This is a genomic window from Halorubellus amylolyticus, from assembly GCF_034808145.1.
Taxonomy (GTDB): domain Archaea; phylum Halobacteriota; class Halobacteria; order Halobacteriales; family Natrialbaceae; genus Halorubellus.
Window position 1 is genome coordinate 461104 of record NZ_JAXHGM010000003.1, and the last position, 17070, is coordinate 478173.

The following is a 17070-nucleotide window of genomic DNA, read 5'->3' on the forward strand; positions in this document are numbered from 1 at the left end:
CATCCGGACAGCTATGTACAACTATCGGGTCGCCACCGTCTGGGGAATTCCCATCAAGGTGAACATCTCGCTCGTGGTGTTCCTCCCCGTCCTCGCGTGGATCATCGGCGGGACGACACAGATCGAACTGTACGCGGGGCTGGTCGAGGCGCTGTCCGGCGTGGCGTTGGACCACGAGGCGCTCCAGGCGAGCAACGGGTTGGTTCTCGGTGGGGTAGCGGCCGTCGGCCTGTTCGCGAGCGTGACGCTGCACGAACTCGGGCACGCGGCGGCCGCTCGACGGTACGGCATCGAGACGAGTGCGATCACGCTCTGGATTCTCGGCGGACTCGCGAGCCTGGACCGCCTCCCGAAGGAACCGGGGCGCGAACTCGTCATCGCGCTCGCCGGCCCTGCCGCGAGCGTCCTCACGGGGATCGCGTGCTACGCTGCGTTGTTCGCGGTGCCGGCGAGCGCGCCGAGCGTCGTGTTCGTCCTCGGGTTCCTCGCGGTGACGAACCTCACGCTCACCGTGTTCAACCTCCTGCCGGCGTTCCCGATGGACGGCGGCCGCGTCCTCCGCGCGTTCCTCGCTCGCTCTCGGCCGTACGTCGACGCGACGCGGCTCGCGGCACGCGTCGGCGTCGTATTCGCCATCCTGTTCGCGCTCGTCGGCCTCCTCGGTGGCGCCCCGATGCTCCTCCTGCTCGCGCTGTTCGTGTACAGCGCCGCGAACGGCGAGAGCCGCGTCGTCGCGCTGGAAGGGATGCTCGAAGGGTTCCTCGTCAAGGACGTCTACGACGTGGACCGCCCGAGCGTCGACGCCGACGTCACGCTCGACGCGTTCGCACAGCGCGTGCTCGACGACCGCGTCGACCAGCACGTCGTCCGCGACCGCAGCGGTCGCGTCGTCGGCCTCGTCGGCCTCGACGCCCTCCGCGAACACGGCCGCGACACCGGCACGCTCGTCGGCGACGTCGCCACCACCGACCTCCCGACCGTCGACCTGACGACGGGGGCGTTCGACGCCCTCCGCGAGATGGACAAGACCGAGTACGCGTTCGTCACCGACGGCGACGAGGTCGTCGGCATCGTCGACCGCGGCGACTTCGCCTCCCTCCTCGAACTCACCGGCCTCAGCCAGCGCGACCGGTTCGCCCAGTGAACCCGGCTCCCAGACTGCCCTTGCTCGATTCGAATCGAGCCGTCGACTCGACACTGTCGAACGTGACTTGACTGGGAAGTGGTCCCACACACTCGAGATGCGTGTCGACCGCTTCCATAATCCGTGGGTGGACAGCCGGCGAGTGCTCACCTGAACAGGACGTGGCTTACGCCGTACGACTGTGAATCAAACCAAAGGATAGTAATCACAGCACCCAGAAAGAGCAGTTACTTACTGAATGCGTATACTAATCGCCGGTGCTGGTCAGGTCGGGACCAGGGTCGCAGCGGAACTCGACGCTACCCACGACATCGTGATGGTCGACGTGGACACCGACCGGATCGACAGGCTCAGCTACGACCTCGACGTACTCGCGGTACCGGGCGACAGTTCAGCCATCGAGACCCTCCGAGAGGCCGGCATCGAAGACACCGATATCCTGATCGCGTGCACTGATAGCGACGAGATCAACATCCTCACCTGTGCGACGGCGAAGTCACTCGCTGACGTCACCACGGTCGCCCGCGTCAAGGACGTGAAGTACATCGACACCTGGGACCAGGCCGAGAACGTCTTCGGCGTCGACTTCATGGTCGGAACTAACCTGCTGACCGTCGCCGCCACCGCCGGTGGAACCGGTCTCTCGGCCGCGCAGAACTTCGACGTGTTCGCGGGTGGCCGGGTCCAGATGGCCGAGTTCGAGATCGGCCCCGACAGTACGATCGCCGGCCAGACGATCAGGGAAGCCGACCGGGGAGACACGTATCCACCCCGGCGACAGTGTGGTCGTCGTGGGCGCCCCCGAATCGGTTCACACGGTCGGCACCGAGGTGGCTCCCCGCGAGCGGCGCCCCGAGAACATCTTGCTCATCGGCGGGAGCGATATCGGGTACCAGACGGCCCGACTGCTCGAAGACCGCGGTCTCCGACCGCACCTCATCGAGGCCGACGCCGACCGCGCCAGAGAACTGTCCGAACGGCTCTCCGCCACCACGGTCAGAAACACGGACCCGAGGGACCGAGACTTCCTCGAGAACGAACGGATGACCGACGTCGACGTCGTGGTGGCAGCACTGGAGCACGACAGCGAGGAGAACCTGTTGGCCGCCCTGCGAGCCAAGCGCAAAGGGGCCGACCGCGCGGTCGCCGTCGTCGACAACGGTGAGTACGTCGAGCTGTTCGAAGAGGCGGGCGTCGACGTCGCGGTGAACCCCCGCCGAGCGACGGCCGCGGAGATAATCGACTTCGCGCGCGACCAGGACACCCTGAACGTCGCGCTGCTGGAAGACAACCAGGCCGAGGTCATCGAGATCCAGATCGATACGAACAGCGTTCTCGCAGACCGCCCGATACGTGAAGCGATCCAGGACCTTCCGGAGGGAGTCGTCGTCGGAGCAGTCACGCGGAATGGGAGCCTCCTCGCACCTCGTGGCGATACCGTCATCGCCCCCGGCGATCACGCAGTGATACTCGTGGACAGCGACGTCGTCGAAGAGACGATTGCACGCCTATGAACGCGTACAGACACCGATATCACGCTCTCCGAGTCAGTGGCAGACCTGGGTACCATCTCGAATCCAGCGGGTGGAATCGTTGAATGCGGGTAAGCGTGAACTGGCGACAGAGTGTCGCGCTCGTCGGCACGGTCCTGAAGTACCTCGCCGCGGCGATGGCGCTCCCGCTGATCGTCGCGGTCATCTACGGGGACGACGTGGTGGTGTTTGCGGTCTCGATCGTCGCGACCGCCGCCATCGGACTCGCGCTCGAACGACTCGAAGACGACTCCGACCTGCGGCTCGAGGAGGCGTTCCTGTTCGTCACGCTCGCCTGGGTCGGGGTCTCTGTCGGTGGGACGATTCCCTACCTGCTCGCCGGCTACGGCACGCCGTCGACGGTGGGGCTCTCGCTCGGCTCGCCGGGCGCCCTCGTCGTCTCGTTCGTCAACGCGCTCTTCGAGTCGACGTCGGGGTTCACCACGACGGGGTCGACCCTCCTCGCGGAGATCTCGTTCGAGCGACACTCTCACGCGTTACTGATGTACCGACAGCTGACCCAGTGGCTCGGTGGGATGGGGATCATCGTCCTCATGGTCGCGATCCTGTCTGAATTCGCGGTCAGCGGCGCCGAGTTGATCGACGCGGAGGCGCCCGGGCCGGAACTCAACAAGCTGACGCCGAAGATAGCCGAGACGGCGCGTATCCTGTGGTCGATCTACGCCGGCATCACGCTGTTGTTCATCGGGCTGTTGTAGCGCGCTGCATCTCGTCGGACTCGCTCCCAACATGAACCTGTACAGCGCGATCGCGCACGGGTTCACGACGCTCCCGACCGGCGGGTTCTCGCCACAGGCTGCGAGTATCGCGGCGTTCTCGCCGGCGGTCCAGTGGCTCGTGATCCCGTTCATCGTCGTCGCCGGAACGAACTTCGCGCTGTTCTATTTCCTGCTTCAGGGCAAGTACATCGAGGTGTTCCGGAATCGCGAGTTCCAGGCCTACGTCGGTGCGATATTTGGTATCGCCGTTCTGCTCTGGGGGTTGTTGTTCAGCGGGACGGCGCCGGCGCTAGAGTTCGGCGGTGTCACGGAGGGCGTCGTGGAGAACTCGCTCCGGCAGGCGCTGTTCCAGACGGTGACGATACTCAACTCGACCGGCTACGCGACGAGTGACTTCGCACAGTGGCAGTCGTGGGGACAGCTGCTCTTGTTGGCCGTCGCGTTCATCGGCGGGTCGGCGGGGTCGACCGGCGGCGGAATCAAGATCATCCGGTGGCTCGTCGTGTTCAAGGCTGCCCGGCGGCAGCTCACCGCGACGGTCTATCCGGACGCCGTCGAACCCGTCCGTATCGGCGGCACCGTCGTCGACGAGGACGTGGTTCGAGCGGTGTTCTCGTTCGTCTTCCTCTATCTGACCATCTTCGCGGTCTCTGCAGTCCTTATCCAACTCGACGCACACCGGATCGGGCTCGAGCTGTCGACCATCGAGGCACTGAGCTCGAGCATCGCGACTCTCGGCAACCTCGGTCCGGGGTTCGGCCGGCTCGGTCCGTTCGGGAACTACCTCTTCTTCCCCGCGACCTCGAAGCTCCTCATGGTCGTGCTGATGTGGCTCGGCCGCCTCGAAGTGATTCCCGTCCTGGTGATCTTCACCCGGTCGTTCTGGGAGTGGTAGCACCGACACACGGGACCGATTCCGATTCGTGTTCGCGGCGTCAGTGCTCGGCGTCCGTCTCGTCGGTGGTGGCTTCGTCGCTGGTGCCGCCGTCGCTGACGGGGTCGACGTCGTCGCCGGGCTGTGGCTCGACGTCGCTGGTGTCGGGTTCGTCGGTGGTGTCTGGGTCGGTCCCCTCGCCTGCCGAGTCGTCGGCTTCGAGCGGGAGCGCTTCGCGTTCCTCGACGCCGTCGGCGACGAGTTCGAACGTCTCGAGGAGGAGGCTGAGTGCGAGCGGGCCGGCGATGATACCGATGGGGCCGACGGTGAACACGCCGCCGACGAACCCGACGAAGTAGAGGCTCGCGGGCATCCCGGCGCTGTACTTCGCGAGGCGCGGCCGGAGGACGGCGTCGGGGAGGAACGCGACGAGACTCAGGCCGAGGACGAGGACGAGGACGGCCTGCGGGATGTCCCCACCAGCAGCTTCGACGCCCGCGAGCGCGACGACGACGACGGACGGGCCGAGGACGGGGACGAACTGGAGGATGCCGGCGACGACCGCGAACGAGAAGAACGCGCCGTACCCGAGGATGGCGAACACGGGGAGCGCGATGAGGAACGTCAGGACGCCCGTCGCCGCCTGCACGAAGTACAGGCCGTACAGGGTCTCGCGGACGCGGACGTGGTACGCCATGAGCTCCTCCTGGACGTCGCCGCCGACGGTCCGGAAGACGAGCGACTGCACTCCACCCGGTTTGTAGAGGAGCGCGTACACGAGGAACACGAACAGGAACACCTTCATCGCGAGGACGGGGGCGGCGCTGGCGACGTTCACCGCGATCGAGGACAGTGCATCGCGGACGACGGGGACGAACGACTGGAGTTCGAGCGTGTACGTGAACCCGCCGAACGCGAGCTCCATGACCTCCGGCGCGTTCCGGAAGAAGTCCAGGATGGGTTTCCGTCGCTGGTAGATGACGAGGAGGACGGGGACGAACAGCCCGAGGACGCCGAAGAACGCGACGACGGTGAGTGCGGCGGCCGCGAGGCGAGGGCGGACGCCGTGGTCGACGAACTGGGCCCGCCACGGCTGGAGGACGTAGACGAACGTCAGCGCGAAGAACACCGTCCAGACGATCTGCCAGAGGACGTACAGCGAGACGATGGAGACGACGAGCAGCATCAGACCCAGACGATGTCGTCTGTCATCGAACCAAGACATGCCCGCTCCTACCACGGCAGGCATCTTAGAACGAGGGGGTCGCGTGCGTCGGCGAGACGCGAACGCGGTCGCCGTCACCGAGTGGTTTTCACCTACGGACGTCGAACGGCCGCGTAGTGACAGCGCCGATGGACTCGGTCGTGGAGTGGCTCCGCGGGCGACCGTACTACGACGGGCAGGTGGTCTACGAGCGGACGACGCCGGAGCGGGGCGCGTCGTTCGCGGACGTCGACGTCGACTCGCGCGTCGCCAGCGCGCTCCTCGGTGCCGGCATCGAGGACGTCTACGGCCACCAGGCGCGCGCCGTCGAGGCGGTCCGGGGCGGCGAGGACGTCGTGCTGGCGACGCCGACGGCGAGCGGAAAGAGCCTCGCGTACACCATCCCCGCGTTCGAGCGAGCGCTCGACGACCGCGCGACGACGCTGTACGTCGCGCCACAGGTCGCGCTCATCAACGACCAGACGGAGACGCTGCGCGAGCTCGCCGGCGGCCTGCCGTTCGGGAGCGGCGTGAGCGTCGCGCAGTACACGGGCCAGCTCTCGCAGACGGAGAAGCGCGACGTCCGCGAGCGCCAGCCGACCGTGCTCGCGACGACGCCGGACATGCTCCACTACGGGATTCTCCCGCACGCGCACCGGCTCTGGGAGTGGTTCTTCGACCGCCTGGAGACCGTCGTGATCGACGAGGTGCACGCGTACCGCGGGGTGTTCGGGAGTCACGTCGCGCTCGTGCTCCGTCGCCTCCAGCGGCTCTGCGAGCGGTTCGACGCCGACCCGGAGTTCGTGTGCTGTTCCGCGACCATCGGGAACCCGGTCGAGCACGCCGCGACCGTCGTCGGCCGCGACGAGTCCGGGTTCGCGCTCGTCGACGACGACGAGAGCGCGACGGGGCCGCGCCGCTGGCTGCTCTGGAACCCGCCGGAGTACGACGCCGACGACGGCTGGGGCGAGGACGGCGGCCGCCGTCGGTCGCCCCACGTCGAGGCCAAGAACTTGTTCTGCGACCTCGTCCAGCGGGACCTCCAGACGGTCGTGTTCACGGGGTCGCGCCAGATCGCCGAGCGGTACGCGCAGGAGTGCGCGACAGAGCTCCGGAAGCGCGGGGAGACCGACAGGGGAGAGCGGGTCGCGGCGTACCAGGCCGCGCTCCGCGACGGGAGGCGCGAGGACATCGAGACCAGGTTGCACGACGGCGACCTCGCGGGCGTCTGGTCGACGAGCGCGCTCGAACTCGGCGTGGACGTCGGCGGCCTCGACGCCGTGATACTCGACGGGTACCCCGGAACCAGGATGAGTACGTTCCAGCGCGCGGGGCGCGCGGGCCGCGGCGAGGACCCGGCGCTCGTCTGTCTCGTCGCCGGCGAGGACCAGCTCGACCAGTACGTGATGGGCGACCCCGCGAGCCTGTTCGACGCGCCGCCCGAGCGCGCGGTGTCGAACCCCGAGAACGACCAGTTGCTGCCCGCGCACGTCGCGAGCGCCGCCCAGGAGAACTGGCTCTCCGAGGCCGACCGCGCGTACTTCGGCGACGCGCTCGACGACGTCGTCGGCGACCTCGTGCGCGGCGGGACGCTCGAACGCCGCGACACCGACCGCGGGACCCGGTGGACGTACGCGGGCGGCGGGAGCCCGCAGCACGAGACGAGTCTCCGGACGGTCGACGACCGCGAGGTCGACCTCGTCGACGAACGAAGCGACGACGCGTTCGCGACGCTGTCGTTCGCGGACGCGCTGCGGGACGCGCACGAGGGCGCGGTCTACTACCATCAGGGCGAGAAGTACGAGGTCCGCGAGCTCGACCTGGACCGCGACGTCGCGGTCTGTAGTCCGACGTGGGCGGACTACTACACGCGGACGCTCCACGAGAAGACCATCGAGGTCCACGCCGACCTGGACGAGAGCGCGCCGTTCGCGCGCGAAGACGTCCCGTGTCGATTCGCCGAGGTCCGGATGCGCAAGCGGATCACTGGCTTCGAACGCAGGGACGCGCAGTCCGGCGAGACGCTCGGCGAGGTCCCCTTGGACCTCCCGGAGACGACCCTGGAGACGCGCGCGCTCTACTACACCGTCCCGGGGGACGTCCAGACCGCCATCACGGCGGAGTACGACTTCCCGGGTGCCATCCACGCCGCCGAGCACGCGCAGATAGCGATGTTCCCGACGACAGTGCTCTGCGACCGCCGGGACATCGGCGGGCTGTCGACGCCCCTGCATCCTCACACGGGCGAACCGACGGTGTTCGTCTACGACGGCCACCCCGGCGGCGTCGGCCTGGCGCGGACCGCCTACGAGGACGTGCACGCGCTCTCCGCCCGAACAGTCGAAATGCTCGACGCGTGCGCGTGCGAGGACGGCTGTCCGGCGTGCGTCCAGAGCCCGCACTGCGGGAACGCGAACGACCCACTGGACAAGGCCGGGGCCACGCACCTGCTCGACGCGCTCACCGACCGGGAGTGAGAGCCTCGCGGTGGTCGCCGACCGCGAGCTGGCGGGTCACTCGTCGCGTGTCTGGAAACGAACAGATTGATGTTCCGCGTGAACCATCCGGGAGACATGAGCAATCCCCTTGAGAATCCGATGCTTCGACACGGAATCGGTATCGGTGGTGCGGTCGTGCTCGTGGTCGTCGGCACGCTCTTCCTCGACCCGCCGGTCCGGTACCTCGTGTACGCGATGGCGGTGCTCGACGCCGTCGTCACCCCGAAGGTACTCGAGATGGCGGCCGAACAGGACCGCGAGGAGTCGACCGCCTGACGACGAGCCCCGGGTCGTGGAGGAAGGTCCATGAGGCTGGGCGTGGAACCGTCGGACCCGTGACCGCCCACGACGACGCGGCGTTCCTCGCCGGTGCGCCCGAGCGCTGGCGCGTGCTCGCGACGCTCCGGGACGCCCCCGCCACGCCCGCCGCCCTCGCCGACGCCGTCGACGCCTCCCGTCGAACCGTCCAACGCCACCTCGCCGCGTTCGCTGACCGCGACTGGGTCGAGAAGCGCGACGGCGCGTACAACCTCACGACCACCGGCGCCCTCGTCGCCCGAACCCACGCCGAGTACCTCGACGACCTCGACGGCATCGACCGACTCGAAGCCGTCTACGCGGCGCTCCCAGCGGACGCAGCGGACCTCGACCCCGAGCGGTTCGCCGACGCGACCGTCCGGACCGCCACGCGCGAGGACCCGCAGGCCCCCGTCGGGTTCTACGTCGACCGCGTCCGGGCGCTCGACACCGACCGCGTACGGATGCTCTCCCCCGTCCTCAGTCGCCTCTACCACGACGCTCACGCTCACCTCGCCAGGGACGGTACCCACACCGAACTCGTCCTGCCGACGCCGACCGTCGAACGCGCGCGCTCGGAGAACCCGCTGGAGTTCCGCGCCGTGCTCGGCCTCGGCGTCCTCGACCTCTACCGGACGCCCGCCGACGTCGACCTGGGCGTGACCCTCGCCGACGACCGCGTGCTCCTGTGCGCGTACGCCGACGACGGACAGCTCGCCGCGTGCGTCGACTCGACGGACGACCGCGTGCGCGCCTGGGCGACCGAACGGTACGAACGCCACCGCGACCGCGGCGAGCGCGTTCCCCCGTCTCGCCGGTGACCACGAACGACCTCCGTTCCCGGCAGCCACCTCCGCGGTCAGGTCCGCGGGGTGGGACCGACGACAGCCGCTGTCGCGCCCGACGGACGGTATCGTAAACCCCCACGCGCTCGTCCGTCCACGTATGACGACCTCCTCCGACCCGAACGCGCGACCCGGGCGCTCGACACCCGGAACCGACGACGCGGACCCCGACGCCCGGGGCGGTTCGCTCGGTCGACTGGCGAGGGCGAGCGCGGGCGTCGCGACCGTCGCGGGCGTCGGCGGCGCGCTCTACATGCTCGGCGCGTTCGGCCCCGTCACGTGCGCGACGAGCACCAGCTCGACCGGCGAGGGAACGACGACGACCACGCACGCCTGCACCGCCGGCATCGACTACGTGTTCGGCGCCGGGGGGAACGCGCCCGTCCTGTTCTTCTGGTCGGTCGCGCTCCTCGCCCTCGTCGGAATCGGCGCAGCGAGCGCGTGGACCAACCGGATTGCGGTGACGTGGACGACCGCCGTCCTCTGCGGCGTCGTGACCGTCATTGGCGTGTTCAGCATCGGCTGGTTCTTCCTGGTGCCGACGGTCGCGCTCCTCACCGCCGCCGTCGCCCGCACCGTCGCCGCACGCCGCCGACCCGCGGAACGCACCACCGACGCGTGACGGTCGCACGGTACGCACCACCGACGCGTGACGAACACGCGGACGCGTACCCGTCGCGCCAGCCGGAAACCGAGTCATGCCATAAGTTGAAACGCACCGTGGCCGTACCGCCGGCATGGTCGAACTGAGACGCCTCGTTCTCGACGTCCTCAAGCCCCACGACCCGGACATCCGCGAGTTCGCCGCCGCGGCCGCGCGCTGCGACGGCGTCACTGGCGTCAACGCCGTCCTCGTCGAGACCGACCGCGAGGTCCAGAACGTCAAACTCACCGTCGAAGGCCAGGCGATAGCGGACGACGCGGTCGAGGCCGCCATCGACGACCTCGGCGGGACCGTCCACTCCATCGACGAGGTGGTGACCGGCGACGTCCTCGTCGAACAGAGCGTGACGCCGCAGGACCCATAGCGACGGATGTCACGCAGAGCGCGCCTGCGGGCGGTGCTCGCGGACGAAGACGTCCGCGCGCTCTCCCGCCGGTACTTCGTCTCGAACGGGTTCGACGGGACGCTGACGAGCGTCGGCGTCGTCGTCGGCGCGTACCTCTCCGGGATCACCGACGGTGCGACCGTGTTCGCGATCGGTGCCGGCGGCGCGGTCGGTCTCGGGACCTCGGGCGTGTGGAGCGTCTGGGAGATAGAGCGCGCGGAGACCAGAGCCGACCGGTTGCGCGTCGAAGCGGCGATGCTCCGGGAGCTCGACGACACCGTCATCGCGCGCCGCAACCGGACGGCGCGAGCGGTGAGCGCGACGATGAGCGGAATCGGGCCGATCGTCGGCGTCCTCGTTCCGCTCCTCCCGTTCCTCGCCCCGGACGACCTCCTCGACCCACTCGCCGCGACCGCGCTCGCGGTCGCACTCGGCGTCGCGCTCCTGTTCACGTTCGGCGCGTACCTCGGGGCGCTATCCGAGCAATCCTGGGTCGTCGCCGGCGCCCGCATGGGGCTCGCGGGCATCGTCGTCGCCGCACTCAACATCCTCCTCGGAGGGTGACCGACCGCGCGCTCCGAACGATACCCCCACACCGTCTGGCGAGGGGACGACCGGACACCGTCCTCCGCTGCATCCGGGTCGTCGGTACCCTAGTCGTCGGTATCCGAGTTCGCACGCGACCGCGAGTGCGGCGAAGACGAGCGGTCGGACAACCGACGCTGACGGCAGGCGACGCGGTCGGTCAGTCCTCGGGTCCGCGAGACGCGTCGTTCGTCCCGTCGTCGTCCTCACCGTACAGGACGGCTTCGGCGTCCTCGCGCAACTGCTCGGCCTGTACCTCCCGGTAGCTCTGGTGCGTCGTCGTCACGCTCTCGTGCCGGAGGACCTCCTGCGCGAGTTCGGCCTTCTCCGAGTACAGTTCGTGCCCGAGTCCGCGGCGTCCGCCGTGGGGTTTGAGGTACTCGCCGTCGACGTCGACGTCGGCCGCCTCGCAGCGACGCTGCATCATCGAGCGCGCGCCCTGGAGCGAGATCGCTCGCGGTGTCACGTCCGTGTCGCGAGCGAGCGCGAGCGGGCCGTCGGCGTCGAGCCGCTTCTCGATGCGGTCCTCGTCCCACCCGCGCTCGCCGAGCGTCTCGCGGATGGTCGCGTACAGCGACGGTCGATGCAGGGACACGAACACCGGCCAGTCCGCGCTCGGCGGGGCGAGCAATCGCCGGAACCGCTCCAGTCGCTCGAGCGCCGGCGTCATCACCTGCATCGTCTGGTGCTCGCGGGTCTTCCCGAACACGCGGACGACGCCGGCGTCGAAGTCGACGTCGCCCCACTTGATGCCGTTCCGGCGGTCGTCGTCGGGGTCGCGGAGCACCTCCGCGCCGCGCGCGCCGGAGAGCCCGAGCGTGAAGAACAGTGCCCGGTCGCGGTGAGCCTTCAACTGGTCCCACGTCGCGCGCCGCGCGCCGTCGGTCCCCGTCGCGTCTCCCGCGGTGTCGTTCGCGTCGTCGACGGCCGCGTCGAGCGCGGCGAACATCGCCTCCCGCTCCTCCGGCCACCAGTACTGGCGGTCCACGTCCCCGGAGTCCGTCGGGAGGTCCTCGGTCGCACGCAGCGTGTCCGCGGGGTTCTCCGGGATGCGGCCGTCCCGAACGCACCAGCCGAGGAACGCACGCACGACGTCGTAGTACGTGTTCGCGCTGCTGGCCGCGAGCTCGTCCGCTCGAACGCGGTCGGCGAGATGCTGCGCGTAGCGACGACAGTCCGTCGCGGAGACCGCTTCGAGGGTCTCCACGCCGCGCGCTCGCTGGAACCCGACGAACGCGTCGAGCACGAGCTCGTTGTTCCGCCGGTAGTTCCCGGCCTCCAGTCGGCGAACGCGCGCCTCCGCGGCCGCATCGAGCGGCGTTCCCGTCCGGTCGTCGCTCATCGGTACGCGGACCGTCGCTTCCCTCCCCCAAGAAACCACCTCTCAGTCCGGCAGTTCGAGGGCGACACGCCCGCACGTTGGGGGCCCGATTCCGCGACCGCCACCTCCACCCGACCTCGACCCTGCCCCGACCCTACCCGCGGACCACAAGAGTGACAATAGTTATCACCACGCAGCCCGTTCGAGATACTGTAATGGCAGATACCAAACGAGGCCGCGAGAAGAAGGGCCTGCGGGACGCGCGCAAAGCGGAACTCCGCGTGCTGAAGGCGGACGTCGACGCGCTCCGCGACGACGAGACCGTCGAGTTCTACGACGAAGCCGACGTCGACGAGGAGGACGTCCTGCCCTACATCATCGACGACGCGCGCGACGCGACCACGGTTGCCACGGACAGTACCGGCACGTTCGACCTGCCCAGAGACGACTGAGACGTCCCCACTGACCGGTTGCGCCTTCTCCCGACGACCTTCCGCGACCCCAATCGCATTACGACACGAGCACTGACCGGCATCCGTGACGGACACAAACCGCCAGTACGTCCTCGCGAAGCGACCGACCGGCGTCCCGGATCGAGACACCTTCGAACTCGTCGAGACCGACGTCCCCGACCCCGCCCCCGGCGAGGTCGTCGTCGAGACACGCTACCTCTCCGTCGACCCCTACATGCGCGACCGCATGAACGCCGGCGACTCCTACGCCGAGGCGTGGGACGTCGGCGACCCCCTCCAGGGCGCCGTCGTCGGCGACGTCGCCGCCGAGAACGGGACCGGCTACGACGAGGGCGACGTCGTCGTCGGGAACCTCGAATGGGCCGACTACACCGTCGCGAACGCCGCCGCCCTGACACAGGTCAACCCGGACCTCGGGCCGGTCTCGACCGCGCTCGGCGTCCTCGGGATGCCCGGCCGCACCGCGTACTTCGGGACGCGAGAGGTCGCGAACGTCAAACCCGGCGACACGTTCGTCGTCACGGGCGCCGCCGGCGCCGTCGGAAGTGTCGCCGGACAGATCGCCAAGGCAGCCGGTGCGCGCGTCGTCGGGTTCGCCGGGAGCGACGAGAAGGTCGCGTTCCTCGAGGACGAACTCGGGTTCGACGCCGGCATCAACTACAAGACCACCGACGACTATCGCGCCGCACTTGACGACGCCGCGCCAGGGGGCGTGGACGCGTACTTCGACAACGTCGGCGGCCCGATCACGGACGCCGTCTTCCAGCGACTGAACGTCGACGCACGCGTCGCCGTCTGCGGTCAGATATCGCTCTACAACGCCACCGAGATCCCGACCGGTCCGCGGAAGCTCCCCGCACTCATCGAGTCCCGTGGCACCGTCGAAGGGTTCCTCGTGAACGACTTCCAGACGCGCTTCGAGGACGCGACCCGCCAGCTCGCCGAATGGGTCGGCGACGGCACCATCCAGTACCGGGAGACCGTCACCGGCGGCCTCGAGAACGCACCCGACGCCTTCCTCGGCCTCTTCGAGGGCGACAACATCGGGAAACAGCTCGTCGCCGTCGACGAGTAACGGTCACGAGACCGGAGCGCTCCGAGCGTCGCAGACGCCTCACACTCCGATGAGCGTCCGAGTAGCGGTTCTGCGCGAGCACGCGGCAGCATCTGGCATGCTCGTCCCGACGCTCGCGTATCAAGCCACGCTCTCGGCGCGTACCGTCGACGACGCCTTCGACGAACAGCCGCCGCTCCATGACCGCTACGAGCGCGCTTCCAAGGCCACAGAAGCCTTCAGCCTCGACGATTCACTCACCGAAACGGACTACGTCGTGCACGTCGAGCGCGTCGACGCGCCCGGGGCTGCCCACGGCAGCATCTTGTTCGTACTCGGCCCACAGGACTGACGACGCGGTCGCTGTACGGTGGTCGTCGGCGAGACAGAGCGGAGCAGGCGTTACGCGGAGAGCGTCGCCGCGAGATCGTCGTCGTCCTCGAGTTGCTCCAGAACGTCGCTCCCGCCGACGAACTCCCCGTCGACGAACGTCTGGGGGATGGTCTCCCAGCCACTGTGGGATTCGAGCGCGGTACGGAACTCGTCGAGCGCCGGAAGGACGTCGACGGTCTCGTACTCGTCGCGATGCCGCTGTATCAGCGCGAGCGCCTTCTTCGAGTACCCGCACTGGGGCATCAGCTCGTTACCCTTCATGAACAACACCACGTCGTTCTCGGCGATGGCGTCGTCGACGGTCGCTTCCACGTCCTCGGGCGCCATGTCCGTCTCGGGGTCGAATGGCATACCTGACCGTGGGAGTGCCGGACGCATATGGCTTGCGTCGCTGGAATCGACTCCCGGTAGCAGGCGAGCGTCTGCGTCGCTGGAATCGGCTCCCGGTAGCAGGCGAGCGTCTGCGTCGCTGGAATCGACTCTCCGTGGATGGCCGGGTTTGCGTCGCTAGAAAGGTCGGGGGTTCCTGGGGGGACAGTTCTCTCGGTTGGTCGATGGCTGTGGTCGCGACGAGGCGCCGGTCCGTCGCGTTGTGGCGGTCAGTCTTCGACCTGGTCGGGCGTGCGCGTGGTCAGTTCGATGGCGTGAATGTCCGTCGTCATGTGCTCGCCGAGCGCGTCGTAGACCCTCTCGTGTTGTGCGACGACGGTCTCGCCGTCGAACGCGGGAGAGACGACGGTGGCGGCGAAGTGGTCGTCGTCGTCCGGGCCGCGTGGTCGCGTCACGGTCGCCTTCGCGTCGGGAATCCCTGCCTCGATGAGGTCCGCAATCTCGTGTTCGTCCATGCCAGTGGCGTGGGACGGCGCTCGCATAGACCTTTCCGAACGAGCCGACCGGGACCGGTGCTCCGAACGGTGGTCGAACGCCCGGTGACGTCGACGTCCCGTAAGCGAGACGGAACCGTCGCCAGAACCCCGATTCCGGGATTCCTCGGTCGGTCGCGGTGCCAGCAGGTACCCTCCCCAGGTAAATCACTTGTTCTTTCTACACAAAGCGAAAGTGGTTCTGTTTCGGTCCGATTCTTCCTTCAGTGGCAGTTACGAGGCTCTTACGCATCGAAACGGCACCTTATAAATCACATATCGCTATAGCAAATGCGTTTCGGTATTAGAAGTTGAGACTACAGCGGGTTTAGCGGGGTCAGCATGCGTGGTTTCGGACGAATTGCAGATGACGATCGACCTCGGACACTGCGCCAACCGTTGATTCTCCTCAGAAATCCAACCGATGCTGCTCTTGAGCACGGGACTGCGCAGCGCTGCCGCTATTGAGTAAGGCGACCGACCGCGTTGGAGGGGAGTCTATCCGATTCCCGTCTGTTTCTTCAACAGCGTGAGCGTGTTGTCGGCGGTCACCATCGGCGCATGTTCGTATTCACCGGTCAACTCGATCTGTACGAGTAGGTCCACCGCTCGCCAAATTGAGTACAGGAGACACGCGAACGCGAAGTAGAAGAACCGAAGCCCGAAATGCTTCGACGTCGTCGCGGCCATGAACCGCTTGATTGACCTGTACCCGCTCTCGATTTCCCACCTGTAGCCGTACTCTGTAAGGTGCCCGCTCCCCCGATTCGACATGAACACCGAATACTGTCGATGGTCATCATGCTCTGCGTCCTCTTTCCGTCGATAGATCAACGTCGTCTCGTGCCACTCGTTCTTTCCGAGGTGGAGCTTCCGGTCGGTCTCGTACCGATTTTGGTCGCGCTGGATTAACCGCTTCGCTTGGGCTTTCTCGCTGGTCTGCATCCGCTTTGGGACGACGTACGAGAGTCCACGCTGGCTGAGCATCTCCAAAACGTGCTGGCTATCGAACTCCCGGTCCATCAGCACATTATCGACGTGGACGAGGTTCTCAGCTGAATCCAGCAAGTCCTCGACGATTGCTTTGCGTGATTCGCCTTTCCGTACCGGACGAGCATCGAGCACGAGTGGCACCGCATTGCCGACCAACTGGACTGTCGCCCATTGGTAGGCGTACTCGTCAGTGTTCTCTTTCGTCCCGATGATCTCGTCCTCGAGGCCGGTCCGATCGCCTGTGAACGGGTCCGCTTCTGTGATATCAATAGCGACGATTCCGGCCCGGAAGAACTGCTCTGTCTCCGCTACCTCGTTCAAGAGCCTGTCGACGGCCTGTCGGTACATCTCGCGAATCTTCTCGATGGAGAGCTTACGGATGTGGTCGCGATGGGCGTGGCCCAACGGTGTCCGATCTCGGTTTGATTCGTAGACGAAGCTGCGAGCACCCTCGTTGGCAGCCAGATTCTCGCGAAGCCCCAGATACGTCTGTAATCCCCAGTAGGCGTTCTCGTGAATCTCACAGCCCTCACCTCGGGCCAGCGAGAATGCCGGGAAGACAACGCGGCTAACGTGGTCTGTAATCCTCGCCGCCTGTTCCAGAATACTTTGCTCGTCCGGTCTCGGATCTACCTCGTCGCTATCGCGGTACCGGAGCTTCCGCTGAGGATCGCGTGGAACCGAAACACCCGCATTTTGGGCTTTAATGAGAATTGTCCGACCGGCTGTCTCGACGGTTTCGCGAAGATCTGCAGTGAACCGATTGTTCCAACTCCGCCACAACGTCGACTGACCCGGGACCGTCTCTAACCCTAACTGATCGCAGAGCAAAGGATGGCGGTTGAGGTACTCGACGAGCGCGGTTTCGTGGTCCCATCCGTAGTATTCTTTTAGCACGAACAGCCGAAAGAGGGTATCCATCCCGTAGCTGGTCGACCCTGCATAGTGATCGTGTGTGCTGAATTTGAAATACGCCAGCGGGAGTGAACAGACGAACTGCTCAATGGAGGTATGGTCGTCGTGTCTGAACCACGTTTGTGCGACGATCCGAATGTCCGATTCCAGTGCGGGGAGCGATGCCCGATCGTACAACGGCGTCGATTCGTATACTGGCCAATCAGTGTATGATTGGCTGGCGATCTGTCGAAAGACAGTCCGGCAAGAATTGAGAGTCGGTGCCACCACGAGACGCTAAGTACGACTCG

General features: G+C 67.1%; 15 protein-coding genes and 2 pseudogenes. 12 read left to right on the top strand and 5 right to left on the bottom strand.

Translation table 11 applies throughout. From position 1 onward, the window contains the following. Positions 1-13 precede the first annotated feature (13 nt). From SM754_RS11050 to SM754_RS11065, 3 genes and pseudogenes are all read left to right on the top strand, one after another. Positions 14-1144, top strand: coding sequence for a site-2 protease family protein (locus tag SM754_RS11050; protein WP_323676287.1), 1131 nt, complete (start codon positions 14-16; stop codon positions 1142-1144). Positions 1145-1382: 238 nt separating this feature from the next. Continuing rightward, positions 1383-2658 (top strand): annotated as a pseudogene (gene trkA / locus SM754_RS11060) (Trk system potassium transporter TrkA). Positions 2659-2741: 83 nt separating this feature from the next. Next, positions 2742-4311 (top strand): annotated as a pseudogene (locus tag SM754_RS11065) (TrkH family potassium uptake protein). A gap of 40 nt (positions 4312-4351) precedes the next feature. Here SM754_RS11065 and SM754_RS11070 read toward each other — a convergent pair. Further along, positions 4352-5515, bottom strand: coding sequence for an AI-2E family transporter (locus tag SM754_RS11070; RefSeq protein ID WP_323676288.1), 1164 nt, complete (start codon positions 5513-5515; stop codon positions 4352-4354). Between the two features lie 128 nt (positions 5516-5643). On the opposite strand from SM754_RS11070, the gene SM754_RS11075 reads away from it, so the two are divergent. The 6 genes from SM754_RS11075 to SM754_RS11100 all read left to right on the top strand — a co-directional run bounded on the left by SM754_RS11075 (position 5644) and on the right by SM754_RS11100 (position 10747). Continuing rightward, positions 5644-7971 carry a DEAD/DEAH box helicase gene (locus tag SM754_RS11075; RefSeq protein WP_323676310.1) on the top strand — a complete coding sequence of 776 codons (2328 nt, stop codon included), beginning with the start codon at positions 5644-5646 and terminating at the stop codon, positions 7969-7971. A 96-nt stretch (positions 7972-8067) separates the two neighbouring features. Then, on the top strand, positions 8068-8268 hold the full coding sequence (locus SM754_RS11080) for a hypothetical protein (RefSeq protein WP_323676289.1): 201 nt from the start codon (positions 8068-8070) through the stop codon (positions 8266-8268). A gap of 59 nt (positions 8269-8327) precedes the next feature. Then, positions 8328-9110 carry a helix-turn-helix transcriptional regulator gene (locus tag SM754_RS11085; RefSeq protein WP_323676290.1) on the top strand — a complete coding sequence of 261 codons (783 nt, stop codon included), beginning with the start codon at positions 8328-8330 and terminating at the stop codon, positions 9108-9110. Positions 9111-9234: 124 nt separating this feature from the next. Next, a complete protein-coding gene (locus SM754_RS11090) occupies positions 9235-9756 on the top strand; it encodes a hypothetical protein (RefSeq protein ID WP_323676291.1) in 522 nt (173 codons plus the stop codon). A gap of 115 nt (positions 9757-9871) precedes the next feature. Continuing rightward, on the top strand, positions 9872-10162 hold the full coding sequence (locus SM754_RS11095; RefSeq protein WP_323676292.1) for a DUF211 domain-containing protein: 291 nt from the start codon (positions 9872-9874) through the stop codon (positions 10160-10162). 6 nt (positions 10163-10168) lie between these two features. Continuing rightward, positions 10169-10747 (top strand): VIT1/CCC1 transporter family protein, encoded by a 579-nt coding sequence (locus SM754_RS11100; protein ID WP_323676293.1) that lies wholly within the window; start codon positions 10169-10171, stop codon positions 10745-10747. 181 nt (positions 10748-10928) lie between these two features. Here SM754_RS11100 and SM754_RS11105 read toward each other — a convergent pair whose 3' ends face one another. Beyond that, entirely contained in the window at positions 10929-12110 is a 1182-nt protein-coding gene (locus tag SM754_RS11105; RefSeq protein ID WP_323676294.1) for a tyrosine-type recombinase/integrase, read from the bottom strand. A gap of 194 nt (positions 12111-12304) precedes the next feature. Between SM754_RS11105 and SM754_RS11110 the strand changes: the two genes are divergently transcribed. From SM754_RS11110 to SM754_RS11120, 3 genes are all read left to right on the top strand, one after another. After that, positions 12305-12541 (top strand): hypothetical protein, encoded by a 237-nt coding sequence (locus SM754_RS11110; RefSeq protein ID WP_323676295.1) that lies wholly within the window; start codon positions 12305-12307, stop codon positions 12539-12541. Positions 12542-12626: 85 nt separating this feature from the next. Next, the gene (locus SM754_RS11115; protein WP_323676296.1) at positions 12627-13637 is read left to right on the top strand and encodes an NADP-dependent oxidoreductase; all 1011 of its coding nucleotides are present in this window, start codon (positions 12627-12629) and stop codon (positions 13635-13637) included. A gap of 97 nt (positions 13638-13734) precedes the next feature. Then, a complete protein-coding gene (locus SM754_RS11120) occupies positions 13735-13968 on the top strand; it encodes a hypothetical protein (RefSeq protein WP_323676297.1) in 234 nt (77 codons plus the stop codon). A gap of 50 nt (positions 13969-14018) precedes the next feature. Here the strand turns inward: SM754_RS11120 and SM754_RS11125 are convergent, their stop codons facing one another. The 3 genes from SM754_RS11125 to SM754_RS11135 all read right to left on the bottom strand — a co-directional run bounded on the left by SM754_RS11125 (position 14019) and on the right by SM754_RS11135 (position 17047). Then, positions 14019-14360, bottom strand: a complete 342-nt coding sequence (locus tag SM754_RS11125; RefSeq protein ID WP_323676298.1) for a glutaredoxin family protein — start codon at positions 14358-14360, stop codon at positions 14019-14021. 248 nt (positions 14361-14608) lie between these two features. Next, complete coding sequence (locus SM754_RS11130; RefSeq protein ID WP_323676299.1) at positions 14609-14854, bottom strand: BolA/IbaG family iron-sulfur metabolism protein; 246 nt, start codon at positions 14852-14854, stop codon at positions 14609-14611. Positions 14855-15370: 516 nt separating this feature from the next. Next, complete coding sequence (locus tag SM754_RS11135) at positions 15371-17047, bottom strand: transposase (protein ID WP_323676300.1); 1677 nt, start codon at positions 17045-17047, stop codon at positions 15371-15373. Between the last annotated feature and the right edge of the window lie 23 nt (positions 17048-17070).